This window comes from Streptomyces sp. NPDC043680, assembly GCF_056436685.1.
Genome location: NZ_JBWKCE010000017.1, coordinates 110316 through 127441 on the forward strand (window position 1 = coordinate 110316; position 17126 = coordinate 127441).

The 17126-nt window shown below is 70.6% G+C and carries 17 protein-coding genes and 3 pseudogenes; 10 read left to right on the top strand and 10 right to left on the bottom strand.

Annotation, left to right across the window (positions count from 1 at the left end; translation table 11 throughout):
• Window positions 1-90: 90 nt before the first annotated feature.
• Window positions 91-543: a MerR family transcriptional regulator gene (locus tag AC0666_RS27250; protein ID WP_468974095.1), complete on the bottom strand. Its 453-nt coding sequence runs from the start codon at window positions 541-543 to the stop codon at window positions 91-93.
• A 116-nt stretch (window positions 544-659) separates the two neighbouring features.
• On the opposite strand from AC0666_RS27250, the gene AC0666_RS27255 reads away from it, so the two are divergent.
• Window positions 660-1709, top strand: coding sequence for an aldo/keto reductase (locus tag AC0666_RS27255; protein WP_468974093.1), 1050 nt, complete (start codon window positions 660-662; stop codon window positions 1707-1709).
• Window positions 1710-1880: 171 nt separating this feature from the next.
• Here AC0666_RS27255 and AC0666_RS27260 read toward each other — a convergent pair whose 3' ends face one another.
• Entirely contained in the window at window positions 1881-2495 is a 615-nt protein-coding gene (locus AC0666_RS27260; protein WP_468974091.1) for a TetR/AcrR family transcriptional regulator, read from the bottom strand.
• Between the two features lie 79 nt (window positions 2496-2574).
• Here AC0666_RS27260 and AC0666_RS27265 point away from each other — a divergent pair, with 79 nt between their 5' ends.
• On the top strand, window positions 2575-3372 hold the full coding sequence (locus tag AC0666_RS27265; protein WP_478708460.1) for an MBL fold metallo-hydrolase: 798 nt from the start codon (window positions 2575-2577) through the stop codon (window positions 3370-3372).
• 394 nt (window positions 3373-3766) lie between these two features.
• Window positions 3767-4207, top strand: a complete 441-nt coding sequence (locus AC0666_RS27270) for a VOC family protein (protein WP_468974087.1) — start codon at window positions 3767-3769, stop codon at window positions 4205-4207.
• On the opposite strand, the gene AC0666_RS27275 is transcribed toward AC0666_RS27270, so the two are convergent.
• The 4 genes and pseudogenes from AC0666_RS27275 to AC0666_RS27290 all read right to left on the bottom strand — a co-directional run.
• A complete protein-coding gene (locus AC0666_RS27275; protein WP_478708461.1) occupies window positions 4204-4377 on the bottom strand; it encodes a hypothetical protein in 174 nt (57 codons plus the stop codon). The genes AC0666_RS27270 and AC0666_RS27275 overlap by 4 nt on opposite strands.
• A gap of 179 nt (window positions 4378-4556) precedes the next feature.
• Window positions 4557-4787, bottom strand: coding sequence for a hypothetical protein (locus tag AC0666_RS27280; protein ID WP_478708462.1), 231 nt, complete (start codon window positions 4785-4787; stop codon window positions 4557-4559).
• 532 nt (window positions 4788-5319) lie between these two features.
• The gene (locus tag AC0666_RS27285; protein ID WP_478708463.1) at window positions 5320-6192 is read right to left on the bottom strand and encodes an isocitrate lyase/PEP mutase family protein; all 873 of its coding nucleotides are present in this window, start codon (window positions 6190-6192) and stop codon (window positions 5320-5322) included.
• 335 nt (window positions 6193-6527) lie between these two features.
• Window positions 6528-6614 (bottom strand): annotated as a pseudogene (locus AC0666_RS27290) (IS5/IS1182 family transposase); the annotation flags it as partial.
• 258 nt (window positions 6615-6872) lie between these two features.
• Between AC0666_RS27290 and AC0666_RS27295 the strand changes: the two are divergent.
• On the top strand, window positions 6873-8573 hold the full coding sequence (locus AC0666_RS27295) for a hypothetical protein (protein WP_478708464.1): 1701 nt from the start codon (window positions 6873-6875) through the stop codon (window positions 8571-8573).
• Between the two features lie 109 nt (window positions 8574-8682).
• Window positions 8683-9690: a LuxR family transcriptional regulator gene (locus AC0666_RS27300; RefSeq protein WP_478708465.1), complete on the top strand. Its 1008-nt coding sequence runs from the start codon at window positions 8683-8685 to the stop codon at window positions 9688-9690.
• Between the two features lie 4 nt (window positions 9691-9694).
• Here the strand turns inward: AC0666_RS27300 and AC0666_RS27305 are convergent.
• Window positions 9695-9913: pseudogene (locus AC0666_RS27305) on the bottom strand (serine hydrolase); the annotation flags it as partial.
• 73 nt (window positions 9914-9986) lie between these two features.
• Between AC0666_RS27305 and AC0666_RS27310 the strand changes: the two are divergent.
• A pseudogene (locus AC0666_RS27310) lies at window positions 9987-10295 on the top strand (TetR/AcrR family transcriptional regulator); the annotation flags it as partial.
• A 44-nt stretch (window positions 10296-10339) separates the two neighbouring features.
• Here AC0666_RS27310 and AC0666_RS27315 read toward each other — a convergent pair.
• Together AC0666_RS27315 and AC0666_RS27320 are read right to left on the bottom strand one after the other, a co-directional pair.
• Window positions 10340-11248 carry a LysR family transcriptional regulator gene (locus tag AC0666_RS27315; RefSeq protein WP_468974077.1) on the bottom strand — a complete coding sequence of 303 codons (909 nt, stop codon included), beginning with the start codon at window positions 11246-11248 and terminating at the stop codon, window positions 10340-10342.
• Window positions 11249-12259: 1011 nt separating this feature from the next.
• Window positions 12260-13093 (bottom strand): LysR substrate-binding domain-containing protein, encoded by an 834-nt coding sequence (locus tag AC0666_RS27320; protein ID WP_478708466.1) that lies wholly within the window; start codon window positions 13091-13093, stop codon window positions 12260-12262.
• Window positions 13094-13165: 72 nt separating this feature from the next.
• Here AC0666_RS27320 and AC0666_RS27325 point away from each other — a divergent pair, with 72 nt between their 5' ends.
• From AC0666_RS27325 to AC0666_RS27340, 4 genes are all read left to right on the top strand, one after another.
• Window positions 13166-14044: a PhzF family phenazine biosynthesis protein gene (locus AC0666_RS27325; RefSeq protein ID WP_468974074.1), complete on the top strand. Its 879-nt coding sequence runs from the start codon at window positions 13166-13168 to the stop codon at window positions 14042-14044.
• Complete coding sequence (locus AC0666_RS27330) at window positions 14041-15099, top strand: ornithine cyclodeaminase family protein (RefSeq protein WP_468974072.1); 1059 nt, start codon at window positions 14041-14043, stop codon at window positions 15097-15099. Before AC0666_RS27325 ends, AC0666_RS27330 begins: the two co-directional genes overlap by 4 nt.
• A 277-nt stretch (window positions 15100-15376) precedes the next feature.
• Window positions 15377-15808 carry a GNAT family N-acetyltransferase gene (locus AC0666_RS27335; RefSeq protein ID WP_468974070.1) on the top strand — a complete coding sequence of 144 codons (432 nt, stop codon included), beginning with the start codon at window positions 15377-15379 and terminating at the stop codon, window positions 15806-15808.
• 168 nt (window positions 15809-15976) lie between these two features.
• Window positions 15977-16297 (top strand): hypothetical protein, encoded by a 321-nt coding sequence (locus AC0666_RS27340; RefSeq protein WP_478708467.1) that lies wholly within the window; start codon window positions 15977-15979, stop codon window positions 16295-16297.
• 31 nt (window positions 16298-16328) lie between these two features.
• Here AC0666_RS27340 and AC0666_RS27345 read toward each other — a convergent pair whose 3' ends face one another.
• The gene (locus tag AC0666_RS27345; protein WP_478708468.1) at window positions 16329-16889 is read right to left on the bottom strand and encodes a cupin domain-containing protein; all 561 of its coding nucleotides are present in this window, start codon (window positions 16887-16889) and stop codon (window positions 16329-16331) included.
• Window positions 16890-17126: the final 237 nt, after the last annotated feature.

Sequence of the window (17126 nt, forward strand, 5' to 3'; positions counted from 1 at the left end):
CATCCCACGGCCGAACTGCCAGGCCAGGGGCTCTCATCTCCGGGGGGTGGGTGGGTGGGGTGAGCCCTGTGTGCTGTGCATGGCCGGTTGTCAGGGCAGCGGTGGCGTGCGTTGCTCGTCGGCCGCCTGGGAAGGGGCGTGGCACGGGCGGGCGGCGGCAGTGCCCTGGTCGACCAGGTCCTCGTAGACCGCTACCTTGTGCCCGATCAGGTCCAGGGACTGGTGGAGCCGGCCGATTTCGGCAGCGACGCGCGAGTGGTGCTCACGCATGAGCGCGAGCCGTTGCTCCTCGTTGCCGGCGCCTTCTCTGACGAGGTCGGCGTACCGGCGCAGGGCGGGCAGCGGCATGCCCGAGGCCCGCAGGATGATGCAGACGGTCAGCCAGTCCACGTCGTCCTCGCTGTAGACACGGCGTCCGCCGGGTCCGCGTCGTACGGCGTTGAGGAAGAGGCCCTCGCGCTCGTAGAAGCGCAGCGCGTGCACGCTCAGACCGGTGCGCTCGGCGACCTGTCCGATGCTCAGAATCGTCGTGATCTCGGCCATGCAGCCCAGGGTAACGGGGTTGATCTAGAGCCGAGTCCAGTTCCTAGGGTGCCTCGTGCGGTCGGCGCCCGTGCCGCTCCGCGTGGCCGGTCGAACCCAGCAGGAAGAGCATCACCATGCGCTATCGCACCCTTGGCAAAACCGGTATCGAGGTCAGTGTCCACTGCCTCGGGACCATGATGTTCCAGGACGGCTGCAACTCCGACCCCGACGACTGCGTCCGCATCATCCACGCCGCCCTCGACCAGGGCATCAACTTCGTCGACACTGCCGACATGTACGGACAGGGCGAGTCCGAGGAGATCGTGGGAAGGGCGCTGCGGGGGCGCCGTGACGACGTGGTGCTCGCGACCAAGGTCCACTTCCAGATGGGTGAGGGCCGCAACCGCAGGGGCAACTCGCGGCGCTGGATCCTCAAGGCGGTCGAGGACAGCCTCCGGCGTCTGGACACGGACTGGATCGACCTGTACCAGGTGCACTTCCCCGATCCCGCCACGGACATCGAGGAGACGCTTTCCGTGCTCGGCGACCTGGTACGCCAGGGGAAGATCCGCACCTTCGGCTGCTCGAACTTCCCGGCCGAGGACATCGTCGAGGCACACCACGTCTCCGAGCGCCGCGGTCTCGGACGCTTGCGCACCGCCCAGCCGCCGTATTCGATCCTGGCCCGCGGGATCGAGGCCTCGCTCCTGCCCGTCTGCGAGCGGTACGGAATGGGGGTGCTGGTGTGGAGTCCCCTCGCCTTCGGCTTCCTCACCGGCAAGCACCGCAAAGACCGGCCCGTCGACCTGGCGACCGGACGGGCCGCGCTCCGCCCGGCGTTCTTCGACCCCGCGCTCGCCGAGAACGCGGCCAAGCTCGACGCCGTCGAACAGCTCGTCGACCTCGCGGAAGGCATCGGCTGCACCCTCCCGCAACTCGCCGTGGCCTTCACCGTGGCCCATCCCGCCGTCACCTCGGCGATCATCGGACCGCGGACCATGGGGCAACTGGAGGATCTACTCAAGGGCGCCGCGCTCACCCTGGACGACACGACCCTCGACCGCATCGACGCGATCGTGCCGCCCGGGGTGAACCGGTACAACCCCAGCGCCTCGTTTCCTCCGCGCTCCCTGACCGAGATCGCCTTGCGGCGCCGGCCCCTCGCCGAACGCGCCGCGGCCTGAGGAGTCGACCCTAGTGCTGTGACCGGAAAGGTCCACCGGGTCGCGCCGCCCGGCACGGCACCTCGCTGCGTTGTCGGACCGGGCAAGTACGTCCAGTACGAGCCGCGGGCCTCCGCCTTGCGATGCACCGCACCGGACAACGCGACCCGGCAAACCTTCCCGGTCACAGCACTAGGCAGCCGGCCGGGGGCGGTGGTGGGCCAGCGCAGCGCGCATGAGGCGGCGGGCGCGCTGCGCTGCGCCCTCGTCGCCGAGGAGCTGGATCTCCTGATTCGCGGCCATGGCGAGGCCCGTCAGAGTGGACACGAGTTCCTCGGGGTCGAGATCCGGGGGGAGGTCGCCGACGGCGCGCGCGGTGGCGATCTGTTCGGCCAGAAAGCGTCGCCAGCGGGTCACCGAGTCGTGCAGCCGGGCGCGCAGCTCGCCCGGCCGGCCGTCGAGTTCGCACGAGGCTGCCGTGACGAAGCAGCCGTTGGGGAACGGGCTGTCGGCCAGGTAGGCGCACCAGGCGTCGATGACGGCGTACAGGCATGGCAGGCCCGGCGCTGCGTCGCGACCGGGTGCCACCACCGCCTCCGTGAACAGCTCCACTGCCCGGTCGAGCGCGGCGAGTTGGAGCTCGGCCCGGGAGCCGAAGGGGCCGACGACGCCGGCCTTGCTCATGTCGAGTGCCTCCGCCAGGGAGCCGATGGTCAGCCCGGACAGTCCCGCGCTGGAGGCCTGGGTCACCGCGACGCTGACGATGCGGTCGCGAGTGCGGCGGGCCTCCTCGGCCGATTTCCTCATGCCGCCCATCTTACCGATCGACCGTCTGCTAAGTTAGCGAACGATCGTACGGTTAATGACCGAGGGAAAGGATGTTCACATGCGTATCCGCTGGCTGGGCTGGGCCGGGGTGGAACTCGAAGCGCAGGGCGAGAGCCTGGTCATCGACCTGCTCGGACGACCCGAGGGCGTCCTGGAGGGAACGTCGCTCTCGGGAGTGCCGCTGCCGAGGGTCGTGGCACCGCGCGCGGAAGGCCATGTGCTCGCCGGTCTGTGCACCCACCTCCACCGCGACCACACCGACGCCGGCGCCTTGGCCAGCGCCCTGCGCCCCGGTGGAACGGTCCTGCACCCCGAGTCCTTCGGCGGCGACGACCACGAGAACCTCTGGACGCTCAAGGCCGAGGCCGAACTCGCCGCCCACGACCTGCCCCGGCGACCCATGGGCCTGTGGGAGACCACGACGATCGGGCCGTTCACCATCGCGGCCGTCCCCGCCGTGGACACCCTCGGCGACCCCCAGGTCTCCTGGGCCGTAGAAGCCGACGGCAAGCGGGTGATCCACCTGGGCGACACCATGTTCCACGGCTACTGGTGGCGCGCCGCCCACCGCTACGGCCCCTTCGACGCCGTCCTCACCCCCATCAACGGACCCACCGTCTGCTTCCCGCACTGTCAGCCGCCGAGCCCGTATCCGGCTGCGCTCGACGCCCGGCACGCCGCGGTCGCCGCCCGCCTCCTACAGGCGAGGACCGCGATACCGATGCACTACGACGGCTTCCACACCGACGGCTTCTACACCACCCAGCCGGAGGAGCTCGCGCGCTTCCTCGAAGCGGCCGACGGCGAGCCCTACGAGGTGCTCACCCCGGGGCTGGGCGAAGAGCTGTCCCTCTGAACCGCCGCCCTTGGCAGTCTGCCGGACCGTCCTGCTGCACCGACCGGTCTCCACGAGACCTCGGCCTGGCTCCGTGAGCGCCTCGCCGAGGTCCTGGCAGAGGGGCGCGGTACCACGCCGGACTCGGAGACGGTTGCCGCGACCGTCATCGCGGTGGCCCCAACGGCGTCGCCGTGTTCCCCCTGCCGGATGGCGACGTCGCCGTCGTCGTCCGCGGGGTCGTGGGGTGGCGACCGAGCCGTGGTCCGTGCCGCTCCCGGCGCACACCGAACCGGCCGCCCTCACCCTCGCCCGGGCGGACGGCGGACGGGCCGCCCTGGCCTGCGGCGGGCCGCCGGACGGGACGTTCCGCGCCGTCGTCGCACCGTGCGGCCCTTGTAGTAGCTTGCCTGCCATGGAACAGCGGGTCAGCCTGATCACCTTGGGTGTCGCGGACGTGACGCGTGCGCGCACTTTCTACGAAAGCCTGGGCTGGCGAGGCCAAGAGGTCGAGGAAACGGTGTTCTTTCAGGCGGGCGGCCTCGCGCTGGTCCTGTGGAGCCGCGAGAAGCTCGCGCGCGACTGCGGCATCGACGACGAGCCGGGGCCGGCGGCCGGCTTCGGCGGGATCGCCCTGGCGCACAACATGCGGTCCGAGGCGGAGGTCGACGGGCTCATCGAGGCAGCGCGGCGTGCTGGAGCCACGGTCACCCGGCCCGCCGCGCCGACGTCCTACGGCGGTTACGCGGGCTGCTTCGCCGACCCTGACGGGCATGTGTGGGAGATCGCGCACAACCCGGGCTTCACACTCGCCGAGGACGGCTCGCTGATCCTCCCGGACTTCGGAGCCCCTTAGCGGCGGAGCGGTGTACGGCCGTCCTCCCGTTCCAGCGTCGCGAAGGCGAGGAGGAACAACAGTCCTTCCTGCGGCAGCAGGTGGGGCTGCGCCCCAGGGCCGCCACGACCGGTACGGTCACGACCGGCCGCGAAGGCCAGATGCGCCGCCGGCTGCGCGGTGACCGCCACGGTACCGATCAGAGCCGAATACGGCGTGTGGAGGCACGGCAACCTCCTCACCAACACCGTCGGCGTGGTCCACGGCACTCTGCCGGCCGCCGATCCCCACCTGAGCCACGACTGAACCGCCCGCGTAAGCTCACCTGTGGCTCACGGCACGCGGCCGGTGACCGGCCGCGGCGCAAGTGTCAGCGGCGCAGGGCCGTACGGAGGGTGAGTCCGTGGTTGCGCCGCAGCCGGTGGAGCTCCCAGCAGGACAGGGCCGTCACCGCGACGGGGGCGCCGAGGATGAAGACCACCCGGGCACCCGTCGGGACCTGGGTGTAGGCCCCGGTGATCGCTCGCAGACCTACGCGCCGTGGTACCTGCCCTCCTTCGCGCAGGCTCGCGACGGCGTTGTAGGTGACCGTCAGGCCCACCCGGGCGGCGAGTCCCGGCGGCGGGTTCGCGGCACCCCCGCCCCCGCCCGCCGATCCACATCCACCACCACCAGCCGCTCATGCCACATGCCCCCGGCATCCCAGGTCCTGCCCACCGCGGGGCAGGTCCGACCCCGTGCGGCGGGTCTGACGCAGGGGACGAGCTAGGCACGAACGAGCGGCCCGGCCGGCCTGGCAGCCGCGGGCGCCCGATCGCGACCTGCCCCCCGAACGCTCGTGCGGACCCCGGGTTGAGACCGGTGGTGTCCGGCTGCTGCTTGCCTCAAGTGCCGTCCTCGCCGGAACGCACGGCTTGGACGAGGGTGGCGAGCATGTCGACAGCGCTGCCGTCGTGGTCGCTGCCGGCGGTACCGCTGCGCTCTGGATGTCGGCCGCTCGATCGACCTCCACTAGGGAGTCGGAGTGGGAGTTGTCGATGACCGTGATCAGGCTTCCACTGGCCGCGGCGGGTGCGGCGCCGCCACCGATCAAGGTCGCGCGAGGTAAGCGGTGGCCCGCACGCGCGAGATGGTCACACGTCGGCACTTTCGCGAGCGGCGGGCACGGGGTGGTGCCGCGCGAGATTCTTGGCCAGGAGCCTGGTGGACTCGCTCACGCCGATCTCGCCGGCTTCCCCCACGGCGGGCAGACGCCCGTCGGCGAGGCGGAGTTCAGCTAGGGCGGTGTCCATGGCCCGGTGCGCAGCGAACAGGCACGGCGTGCTGTAGATGACTGCATCGACGCCGAGGTCGCTCAGCTCGCTGAGCGAGAGACGGGGGGACTTGCCGCCGGCGATCTGGTTGAACAACAGCGGCTTGCCGCCGACCACTCCACGGATCCGCTCGATCCATTCCACGCTGCGGACCCCGTCGACCAGCACCACGTCGGCGTCAGTGGCGGCCAAGGCTTCCGCGCGCTGGACGATGTCGGTCTCCTCGGTGGCGTCGGTGCGGGCGACGACGACCAGGTCCTTGCGCGTGGCGAGCACCATGTCGAGCTTCTCCAGATACTCCTCCAGCGGCAGGACTTGCTTGCCGTCCGCGTGCCCGCACCGGCGGGGACGCTTCTGGTCCTCCAGGATGACGCCGGAAGCCCCGATCCGTTCGAGGCCCTCCACGACATGGCATGCGACTTCGGGGTCTACGTACCCGTCATCGATGTCGACCAGAAGGTGGTGGCGGGGAAAGGCGCCGCGCAGCCGCTGCACGAAGGCCATCATGTCGGGCCAGGCGATGAAACCGATGTCGGGCAGGCCGTAGTAGGAGGCGGCGAAGCCGAACCCGGACAAGAACATCCCGTCGTAGTACCCCGCCGTCACGGAGGCCGAGTACATGTCGTACACGCCGATCAGCGGTGTGGTGCCCGGCTTGGCGATGTGTTCCCGCAGCTTGTTCCCGTAACTCATGGTCAGCTCCTTGCAGTGGCCTGCGTATCGAGGATCGGAAAACCGCCCGACACAGCGGCGCTTTACCCACACCAAATCTTTTCCTGACCATTCCCTGGGGAATGGTCACTGCGCTGGGTCGTTCACGCCAATGGCGTAGTCCGTTCACTACACAAGCGTCACGGGATACGGGGCCTGGCATGACCGTGCGAACGCCGAACCGGTTGTCGCCGGGGAAGGCGGCGGCCCGCCGTGTTCCATCGGCTGACGCCCGCCGCGTACGCACAACCGCACTGGCGCAGCACAGTCGTTGGTCGGTCAGCTTCCCAGGGGGCGAGCCGTTGGCGGATCGTCCGCAGGCTCCAGGGCCGGCCCTTGCGCACCGGGTCCGCACCCTCACGCCGCAACGCGGTGATCAGCTTCCGGAACTGGCGCAAGCTCAGCCCGTAGCAGCTCGACGGGGGTGGGTCCCGGGGGCAGTTGGTCGTTGACGCGGCGGAGTGAGCCGGCGGGCGCCCCCCCGTAGGTCCGCTGCCGAACACCTACATGGTTCCACAAGGGTGCAACGAGGTTGTCCTGCTTACGACTTGCTGAGCTTGCCGATCCGCGCCGGTGACACTGATCGGCCACCGCGCGGGGTCCGGATCCGGTAGAACGCGCTGCCGCAGCGAGTTCCCCGACTGGAGAGGACCCCCATGCACGTGAGTCGTAGACACCACCGGCGCCCCGGCCGTACCGCGGTGCGGGCCGCCGTGTGCGGGCTGCTGCTGGCGCTCGCCGGCGTACCCGGCGGGAGCCCGGCCGCTGCCGCGCCCGCCGGCGCCGCCGGATGCCGGCTTCCCGCCCGGACGTACGCGGACCGCACCGACGAGCGTGGCCACTGCCTGGCCATCGCGCTGCATCTGTCCGAGGCGCCCGTCCTCGGCGGCACGGCGCGGCTCGACATCGAAGTGGGCACCGTCGGAGGCCCCACGGACGTACGCCTCGACGTCCAGCTCCCCGCCGGCCTGGAATGGGTGACCGCACCAGCGGGGCTCAGCACCTCCACGGCCGCCTCGCTCGTCCCCGTGCAGGGCGGCCGCGTGCACAGGGCCGAGGGCACCGGCCGGCTCGGACAGCAGCGCCCGTGGCGGCTCAGCGGCACCGTACGCGCGGTCGCGGAGGGCCCGGCCGGCATCCGCGCCACCGCCACCTCGGCCTCCGACCCGGACGACACCGGCGCGGGCAGCGTCTTCCTCACGGTCGGGGCACGGCAGTCTGCCTTCGGTATCCCGGTCGGCAGTGTAAGCGCCGCCGCCCCGGCGGCATCCGGTGCGAGCCGCGCCCGCCAAGGCCTCGACCACCGCCCCGCCGAGCCGGCCCCCGGCCCAGAGGTGCCGCAGGCCGCGGCGGGTACCGCCTGCGCTACCGGCTCGTGGAACTATGTCGACCACACCGGCGTCACCCGGGTCGCCGCCAACGCCCGTGTGGCCGTCTATGACGACGACGCGCGCGGCGCGGACGACCTCCTCGCCACCGGTGTCACGGGCGCCGACGGCGGCTTCACGCTCTGCTTCGACAACACCGACGAGGAGGGCGGCGGCCAGGACGTCTACGTCCAGTTCGCCACCGAGAACCAGCACTGGGTGATACGCAACGGCAAGTCCCGCCAGCCGTATCGTTTCGCCTCCCCGGTGCGCGCCAACGTACCCACCGGTTCCACCACCGGCATCGGCGCCTTCCAGCCGGCCGACCCCGCTCTCATGCGCGGGGTCGAGGCCTTCGACACCGTCAACACCGGCTGGAACTGGAAGCCCGGCAGCTGCTGGGACGCCCGGGATACCACCTGCCGCCGCGGCCTGGTCAACTGGGCACCGGACTCCACCGACGGCACGTACTACTCCCTCCAGGACAATTCCGTGCACCTCGCAGCCGAGGACCCCGACGCCCCGGTGCTCGTGCTGCACGAGTTCGGCCACGCGGTGATGGACGACGCCTATGAGGACGCCTTCCCCGCCTCGCCCAACTGCAGCCCGCACTACATCACCAAGACCAGCTCGGCGGGCTGTGCCTGGACCGAGGGCTTCGCCACCTGGTTCGGTGTCGTGGCGCTCGGCGATCCCACTTTCCGCTGGCCCGGCGGCCGTACCCAGGACCTGGAGGGGCCGACCTGGGGCACCTCCGGCTGGGACAACGGCGATACGGTCGAGGGCCGGGTCCTCGGCGCGATGATCGACCTGTCCGACACCGCGAACGAGCCCGGTGACACCTGCGCGGAGAACCCGGCGGGTCCCCTGTGGACCACCTTCCTCGGCCATGTCTCCGCCAGCTTCAGCCAGTTCTGGAGCCACCGCGCCGCGGACGGCCACGACGTGGGCGCTGGCCCCTTGTCCTGCCTCTACCACAACACGATCGACTACTGACCCGGACCGGACCGCACCCGCGCCGGAAGCAGTCCCGTGCGGCCGCACTACCAGGCCTTCTCGGCCGTGGTGGTGCGGCCCGCCACACCGCATTGGTACCTTGCCGTCCATGGTGACGGGGGAAGTCGGCGAGGCCTTGCGAAGACTGGGCATCGGCGCCGGGGCGGTCCGGCTCTATCTGGCCCTGCTGGAGCTGGCGCCCGTACGACTGCCCGAGCTCGGCGCCGCCACCGGCCTGGCTCAGGCGGAACTGGCCGACGCCTACGCCGAGTTGGTCGAAGCCGGGCTGGGCAGCGCCGCGGCCGGCGACAGCGACGCGGTTGCCCCCCTGCCGCCCACCGCCGGCCTGCAACTCCTCGGCCGCCTGCGGGCCGCCGAGCTCGATGCCTCGTGCATCACCGTCGCCGGTGCCTTCGAAACCTTCCGCCGCCGCCGGCCGGCCGCGTTCAAGAACGACCTGGTCGAGGTCGTCACCGGGGAGGACATCGGCCCCCGGCTGCGCCAGGCCTGGGCGGGCGCCTGCGGCCAGATCCGCCAATTCGACTCCCCGCCGTACTTCCCGATCCCCACCGCCACCGACGAGGCGCTCGCCACACTGGCCCGGGGCGTGACGCAGCGGGTGGTGTACTCCCGGGAGTCACTGGAGTACCCCGGCAAGTTCAGCCGCAGCATCGAGCCGTGCATCGCCGCCGGTGAGCAGGCCAGGGTCGTGCACTCGGTCCCGGTGAAGCTGATCATCATCGACGACGCGTGCGCGCTGGTCTCCCTGTCGATCCACGAGGTCGACGTGCACCACACCCTGCTCATCGTCCGGCCGTGCGGGCTGTTCTCGGCGCTGGTGGCGCTGTTCGAGCAGACCTGGCAGAGCGCGCTGCCGCTGTATGCCTCCCGCACACCACCCGCGCGGGGCACCGCCGCCCCACCGCAGCGCCCGCTGCCCGCCGACCGCCGCATGCTCACCCTTCTCGCAGGCGGGGTGGCGGACGAGGACGTCGCACGGGAGCTCGGCATCAGCCGCCGCACCCTGTTCCGCCGTGTGGAGGTCCTGATGGCCCGCTCGGGCGCCACGACCCGGTTCCAGCTCGCCCTCCAGGCGCAGCGCCGCGGTTGGCTGTGAGTCCTCGGATCACCGGCGGGCACGGCTTGCAAGCGCCGATGCTGCCGACGCGGTGCCGCATGTCGGCCGTGACGGGGCGGCCGGTGGCGACATCGGCGATCCCGGCGGCGCCGCGCCAGATCTGGTCGCCGTCCCGCACTTCGGCGAACAGGCCCGGCATCCCTGCCAGGCGGACGTTTTCAACGGCGGCGTTCAGCTGCGCGGGATCCAGTGGGTTCTTCACGTCATGCGTCCTTTCGCGATCCCCGGAGTGGGCTCGGTCGCCCGACGCGGTTGACAGGGCACGAGTGGCACGCAGGCCGCGCATCACCGCCCTGGCCCCGCGCGTGAGAGAGGCCTTCGGCCAGCAGCCCCAGCTCGCCGCGATCTGGGGCGCTACGCGTCAGGCGGCACCGGTGCGCGGTCGGCCCCCTCGTCCCCCGAGGAGTACGAACAGGGCATGGAGCTGTTCCGCGTCGCGGTACTCGGCGCCGACCCCGAACGTATCCCGCCCTATCCCACTTCGCCCGAGACGTCCGCCGCTCAGGGCAGACCGCCGCGCCGCATTCGAAGAGATCCTCGCCGCCCACCTCGCCCACATCGAGGCCGCAATCTGCCGGACCTAGCTGTACTGGCGCGCCCGCCGAACGGGAGCCAAACTCGACCGCGGTCAGCAGGTGGCCGCCTGGGCCTGCGCGGCGAGCATGCCTTCGAGCGCCAGAAGTGCCTGCGGGGCGTGCCGGGTGTCGAGACGGACCGTGTAGATGAAGCGGGTCAGCTCGGGGTTTGCCAGGGGCCGGGTCACGACATCGGCAGCCCCGCGGGGCAGGGCCAGGCGTGGCAGCACCGCGACGCACAGGCCCGCCGCCACGAACCCGAGCACCGTGTTGAAGTCGTCGCCCCCGTACTCCAGTCGGGCCGCGAAGCCCGACGTCTTGGCCATCTGGGCCAGCAGTTCCAGGCGCAGCGCCGCCTCGGGCGCGGCGATCCACGTCTCCCCGGCCAGGCTGCCGAGGTCGATGACGTCACGGTCGGCCAGCTCGTGGCCCACGGGAAGCACCGCCACCACGGGGTCCCTCGCGACCAGCGTCCGGCGCAGCGTCCGCGGTGGTGAGAGCGGGATGAAGTCGTAGTCATAGGTCAGGGCAAGATCGGCGTCTCCTCGTTTGACACGGGTGTAGCCGGGCTCCGGCTCCAGCTGCGAGAGGCTGACTTGAACATCGGGATACGCCGTTTGCAACTGCGCCAGGGCCTTGGGGACGATGCTCGTGGCGGCGGAGGCGAAGGCGCCGAGCCGGATCCGACCGACCGTGCCGGCCCGCATGGCATCGAGCTCCAGGGATGCCGCCGCCAGGGCGCCTCGTACGCCCTGTTCTGCGTCGAGCAGGACCTGGCCGGCCGGTGTGGGACGGACGGGGCGGCGCTCGAGGAGCCGCAAGCCGGCACGGCGTTCCAGCTCGGCGATCTGCTGTGAGACCGCAGGTGCGCTGTAGCCCAGCTCGCGCGCGGCGGCGTTGAAGGACCCGTGGCGCACCACGGCTTCCAGGGTGGCGAGCAAGCGGGGGTCCAGCGTCTGCATGAGTTAAGCCTCGCTTATCCAACGCGAAGAAGTCATTTCTTGTTACTTGAAGATGGAGGGCAGCAGGATTCTCGCTGACGGCCGGGAGTGAGGAGCCGCCTCCTCGCCCCCTGCTGCAGCCGCCCCTGTCCTCCACGCCGACGTCCGATCACTTCGTCATCGCCTACCCGCCCGGCATCCGCATCGCGGTACCGGGTGAGCGCTGAACGCCCGGCGCCGGCACGAGATCGCCTCCTTGCGGGCCAAAGCAGCGAGGTCTGCACCGCCAAGCCGCCGCCTCCCGGCGGGAACGAGCCACACTCCTGCGACCAGCGGGCGTGAAAGGACCGGTAGCCGCACCGGCAGCCGGCCCGAGGGTGCCCCGGGGCCCAGGCCGACCACGGCCGGGTCCCGGTGGCTGCACGCCGGTGGCGTCCCCCTACCTCAGGGGCGTCACCGGCTTACCAGCCCCCGGGCGGTCGTGGGAGGCATTCGCGAGAGACGGACGGCACGCGGGTCGCCGAACAGGCGCGGCGTCACTCGATCACATGTCGGGGGACGCAGTCCGGCGCTTCTCGAAACCCTGGTTTTGTCGATGATTTCCGAAGCTGCTTCGGTGACGTGTGGGCATTGCCCACAGACGGCTCGCAGGATTACCTCACGGGGGCGCCCACTCACGTCAGCGGGGATCGGGGGTCACAAGAGTCAATTCAGCGGTGGGTGCACTCCTTGTCCCCTCTCGGCACATGGCGGGACGCGTCAGGACTCGGAAACGGATTGCGTACACCCATATCAAAGGTGCTGACTCGACGGTCATATCAGGGCAGGGACGCGCCCGGTTCACGCTCCTGCCCGCGGCAGAATCTTGCAGTCACACTGAGGTAAGTGCAAGTAAAGACACCTTTGTACGGGATAAGCGGCGCTTACCACGTGACTCAGGCCCGTCCCACTTCAGGGAAGCTACGGGGTGACCGGCCCAGCTGGGGATCCGGCAGCTGGGCGGCCTCTCACGGCGCTGGTCGAAGCATGCGGCTAGATCAGGCCTCTGAGCACAGCCTCTACGGCATCGATGAGGGGGACGCCCTCGGTTCCGGGCCGGCGCACCAAACCCAATTCCACATCCGGGAGCTCGGGAAGGCCGGTCGCGGCGGTGCCCGGTTCGACGGTGGCCGGGAGGAGAACGGCGGCGCCGAGGCCCGCGCGGACGGCTGCCCGAACGCCGGACACGCTGGTGCTCTCGAAAGCGGTGCGCCAAGTGCGTCCGGCGGCTTCGACCGCGTCGAGCAGGGGCTGGCGCCACCGGCACGGTTGGGAGAAGAGGACCAGTGGCAGCGGATCGAGTGTGGTGTCCAAGCCGGGGGCGGCCGCCCACGTGAGGGGGAGGCGTACGGTCCAGCGTGGGGGTTCGGGCAGATGGGACGTGTCACACAGAGCCAGGTGGATGCGTCCTTGCTGGTATGCCTCGCCCAGCATCTGGCCGGGGCCGCTGATGAGCTCCAGGGTCGCTTCCGGGTTCATGCGGGAGAAGTCGGCCAGGGCCTGGGCGAGTGGCGCAGCGGTGAGGTCCTCCAGCAGGCCCACGCCGCAGTGCCCCTGGACGCCGGGTGCGGCAACAGTGAGCGCCTGGGCGGACAGGGCCAAGATGCGTTCGGCGTACGGCAGCAGTGCCTCGCCGTGCTTGGTGAGGGTGACGCCCGTGGCGGCGCGGTGGAGCAGCGTCTGCCCGACGGCGCGCTCCAGCCTGCGCAGCTGCTGACTCAGCGCGGGCTGACTGTGCCCCAACGCGGCGGCAGCGCGGCTGATGCTCCCTGAGCGGGCACAGGTGACGAAGACCCGCAGCTGTGCCATGTCGAGATCCGAAGCCATAACCAAAGATTATGTGGGGCCATCGCGATTGGCCAGTTCCTTAGGGCCTGGCCGGCACGTAGCGTCGGCGAAGTGAACTACCTCCACGTCGATGTCTTCACCGGACTGCCGTACAGCGGCAACAGCCTCGCCGTGTTTCCCGACTCCGCCGGGCTCAGCGCCGCACAGATGCAGACGATCACCCAGGAACTGCGTCACTTCGAGTCGATCTTCCTCGCCCCGGCCGGGACGCCGGGCGGCCACGTCTGGCAGGCGCGGGTTTTCGACCTCATCGAAGAACTGGACTTCGCCGGACATCCGGTCATCGGGGCGGCCTGCGTGCTACATGCTCTGTACGGCTCCGGCGAGCGGGAGGCGTGGACGCTGCGGCTGAAGGCCCGAGCGGTGGAAGTGACCACACAGCGGCGCGGATCCGGACGATACGCGAGCGTGCTGGACCAGGGCCGGGCGTCGTTCCTCGGCCGCCCGGATCACGCGCACGTGAAGAACCTGGCCGCATGGTTCGGCCTGGACCCGGACGATCTGGACCCTGATCTGCCCCCCGAGGTCGTCTCGACCGGGCTGCGCTATCTCGTGCTCCCGGTCCGCCACGGCGGCGCCCTGGCCCGCGCCCGCATCAGCTCGGACATCACCGACAAGCTCGCCGGCCTCGGGGCCCAGTTCGCGTACCTGCTCGACGCCGCGGGCCTGGAAGCGCGGCACTGGAACAACGACGGGCTGACCGAGGACGTTGCCACCGGCAGCGGAGCCGGTTGCGCAGCTGCCTACCTGCGCCGCCACGGCCGTAGCGGCGACGGCGAAGCCGTGACGTTGCGGCAGGGCCGGTTCACCGGACGCCCCAGCGAGATGACGGTCAGCGCCCACGGTGACGGGGAGGTCATCCACTCCGTGCGGGTCGGTGGCGACGTCGCCTTCGTAGCCAGGGGGCGGCTGGAGGCGCTGCCTCAGTGACCGCAACGACCAAGACCACCCAACCGGAACACGTGGGGATGACGTACTTCGGGCCGGACACCATCCGCGCGACCGTCGGATACGAGGACGTCATTGAACCCGTCAGGGCGGCGTTCGCAGACTTCAGCCGCGGCCTGGGTGAATCCCCGGTCGCCGTGTTCGCGCCGGCGGGCCGGGACGGCGACGTGCACGTGAAGTCGGCCTGGTTGCCGGGTCGTCCGGTCTTCACGGTGAAGGTGGCCACCTGGTTCCTGGAACGCACCCGACAGGGCGGCACGCCCGGAGCCGGCGTCGTCGCCGTGTTCGACGCCCGGACCGGGGACCTGCGGGCCTTGCTGGAAGACGAGCATCACCTGTCGGACATCCGCACCGCGGCCGCCGGCGCACTTGCCGCCCGTACTCTGGCCCGGCACGACTCCGGCGTACTCGGCGTCCTCGGTACGGGAGTACAGGCGTATTTGCAGGTCCTGGCCGCGGCCGACGAACTGCCCATCCGGGAGGTACGGATCTGGGGGCGCCGCGAGAGCAGAGTGCAACGCCTGGCCGAAGCTCTGGGCGCCCGCCGTCCCGACCTGCTCCTCACCCCGGTCGGCAGCGCCCGACAGACATGCGAAGGCGCCGACGTCCTGGTGACGGCCACCGCCAGCACCGAACCGCTCGTCGACGCAGACTGGCTACTTCCCGGCCTGCACATCACCGCCGTAGGCGCCGACGACCCGACCAAGGCCGAACTGGCCTCAGCCTGTTTCCAGCGCGCGGACCGGATCGTTGTCGACAGCCGCACGCTGACCACCATCCACGGAGACCTGGCCCGGACCGGAACGGCATGGCAACACCTCACCGAACTCGGAGAGGTCCTCGCCGGATCGGCACCGGGCCGTGAGCGGGGCAACGAGATCACCATTTGCAAGCTCATCGGCCTGGGCGTGCAGGATCTCGCCGCGGCTCAAGTGGCGCTCGACCGCCTCCAGAGCGGGGGGCTCCGCCCGCAACGGCGACCGGCCTGCGCTACGGACCTGCGTGAAGTCACCGCCCAGACCACCCGACAGCGGTGAGTTGACAGCACCCTGAGGTGCATTTTCCGGCGACCCCCGCAGCCCGCACTTACTGGCATGGTCCTTCGCATCCTCGTCACTCTTCGTCAGGGCTTTTCAGCGGTCGGATACCTCAGCCTGCCGCCAAGCCGCGGACACCAATCCACGGATCACCATCGAAGCTTCTGGCCGCACAATCGCCGGTAGTTCGGACAAGGCGGCATGGGCCAGGCCGCGGCCTTATGGATGCCGAAATATTTGATTGCCCGCCGACTGCGCGAACTGGTTTAATTCGACCATGAACTTCGAACTTCCTTCTGGATATGAAATATCCACCGACTCTGCACGCCTCGACACTGCGCTGATTCACCAGTGGCTGTCGCAGGATGCTTACTGGGCCGTCGGTCGTTCCAGGGAGAAGCAGGACCTGGCCATCGCCTCTTCTCTCAACTTCGGTGTCTACGAGAGCGCCTCCGGCGCCCAGGTCGGCTATGCCCGTGTTGTCACTGACGTGGCCACCTTCGCCTGGTTGTGCGACGTCTACATCGCCCGCGACGCCCGGGGTCGAGGCCTGGGTACCGCTCTGGCTGCCGGGGTCCGCGACTACCTCTCGCCATACGGCCTCCGTCGTATCCTGCTGGCCACAGCGGACGCGCACGCCGTCTACGCCCAGGTGGGCTTCGCATCGCTGGAGAAGCCGGAGAAGTGGATGACGCTCGGCGAGCAGTGAGCGGCGGGCACGGCTCTGAGCAGGCCCGGACCCGGGTTCACGGGGGCGGCCGGATGGGGACGCCACGCCCGGGGGTCACCCGGATGGACCAGTCCGGGGCCGGGTGGCCCTCGGGCAGCGGCCAGCGTCGCCCTGTAGGCGTCCGCCGTATGGCCGAGAGGAGGACCGATGACTGGCACCCTCCGGCGTCCCGCGGCTCGCGTGGCCGCCGCCTTCGGGATTCTCGCCGCGCACTTCCTGGCTATGGGTGCCCTGGGTGCGGGCCCGGCCCACGCTGCCGTGCAGTACTACGGGATCCGCAGCCCCGACGGCAAGTGCCTGAGCGTCGCGGGAATGGACTGGGGGATGACCGGCCACGGGGACCGCTTTGAGATCGGCGACCAGCACTGTGTCGGTGTGGCGGGCGGGAGCCACCGCAACGGCACCCCCGTCGTTAACCAAGCTTGCACCGAGAACTCCCCGAAGTGGCTGTTCAAACCAGGGCAGTGAGCCGGAGGTCCGTAGCCGGTCCTGAGTGGCGTTACGCGGGCCGCGAGTGCGAGAAAGCTGCCGCGGGGTCAGACGGTGCGACGCGGCCCGCACCGGTGCGGGCGGGGCCGCGGTGGCAGGCGATGCCCGTCCAGTGGAGGGCGGCGGGGGGCCGAAGTCGCGGATGAGGTTCGGGAACCCGCCTGCGCCCACCCCTGCCGTCTTCGGTGACTTCCTGGATGGCCAGATGGGTCATGAAGGTGGTGGGAGAGGCTCCGTGCCAGCGCCACTCGCCCGGCGAGATGCTCACGCCGTCGCCGGCGCGGACGGTGTGCACCTCTGCGCCGCGGGACTGCACGAGCCCGGTCCCCGCGGTGACGTGAAGGACCTGGCCGAGGGGGTGTCGATGCCACGCGGTGCGGGCGCCGGGCTCGAAGTGAACGCTGTCGACGCGGAAGCGCGACGGTCCCTCGGAGGGCGGTGATCTCTTCGACCCATGCCGCGTCGTTGACCCACTCGGGTGGCGCGGCAGTGCGGGACTGCGGTCGGTGCACGGGAAACACGCATGGGGGCAGGTCCTCTCGCCGACGGCGGCCGCGGCGGCCGCCCGCACGTCCAGCGAGCCCGTCGCAGTTCGCGCTGGCCTCCTCTGCCGTACTTCGGCCAGGAGCTCACGGAGCCAGGCCGAGTTCGTGGATCCGATCGGTGCGGCGCGACGGTCCGGCGCCGCGCCGCGGGGAAAGGCTGTTTCGCCGCGGCGTGCGTCGGGGATCCACTGCCGAGAGGGAAACCGGTGAATGGGTTAAGCCCTGCTTACCCAACGCGAAGATGTCATTTCTTGTACTTAAGG

Coding starts and splice junctions, on each gene's coding strand:
- AC0666_RS27250 (WP_468974095.1), bottom strand. CDS start 543: ATGGCCGAGATCACGACGATTCTGAGCATCGGACAGGTCGCCGAGCGC.
- AC0666_RS27255 (WP_468974093.1), top strand. CDS start 660: ATGCGCTATCGCACCCTTGGCAAAACCGGTATCGAGGTCAGTGTCCAC.
- AC0666_RS27260 (WP_468974091.1), bottom strand. CDS start 2,495: ATGAGGAAATCGGCCGAGGAGGCCCGCCGCACTCGCGACCGCATCGTC.
- AC0666_RS27265 (WP_478708460.1), top strand. CDS start 2,575: ATGCGTATCCGCTGGCTGGGCTGGGCCGGGGTGGAACTCGAAGCGCAG.
- AC0666_RS27270 (WP_468974087.1), top strand. CDS start 3,767: ATGGAACAGCGGGTCAGCCTGATCACCTTGGGTGTCGCGGACGTGACG.
- AC0666_RS27285 (WP_478708463.1), bottom strand. CDS start 6,192: ATGAGTTACGGGAACAAGCTGCGGGAACACATCGCCAAGCCGGGCACC.
- AC0666_RS27300 (WP_478708465.1), top strand. CDS start 8,683: ATGGTGACGGGGGAAGTCGGCGAGGCCTTGCGAAGACTGGGCATCGGC.
- AC0666_RS27315 (WP_468974077.1), bottom strand. CDS start 11,248: ATGCAGACGCTGGACCCCCGCTTGCTCGCCACCCTGGAAGCCGTGGTG.
- AC0666_RS27320 (WP_478708466.1), bottom strand. CDS start 13,093: ATGGCTTCGGATCTCGACATGGCACAGCTGCGGGTCTTCGTCACCTGT.
- AC0666_RS27335 (WP_468974070.1), top strand. CDS start 15,377: ATGAACTTCGAACTTCCTTCTGGATATGAAATATCCACCGACTCTGCA.
- AC0666_RS27340 (WP_478708467.1), top strand. CDS start 15,977: ATGACTGGCACCCTCCGGCGTCCCGCGGCTCGCGTGGCCGCCGCCTTC.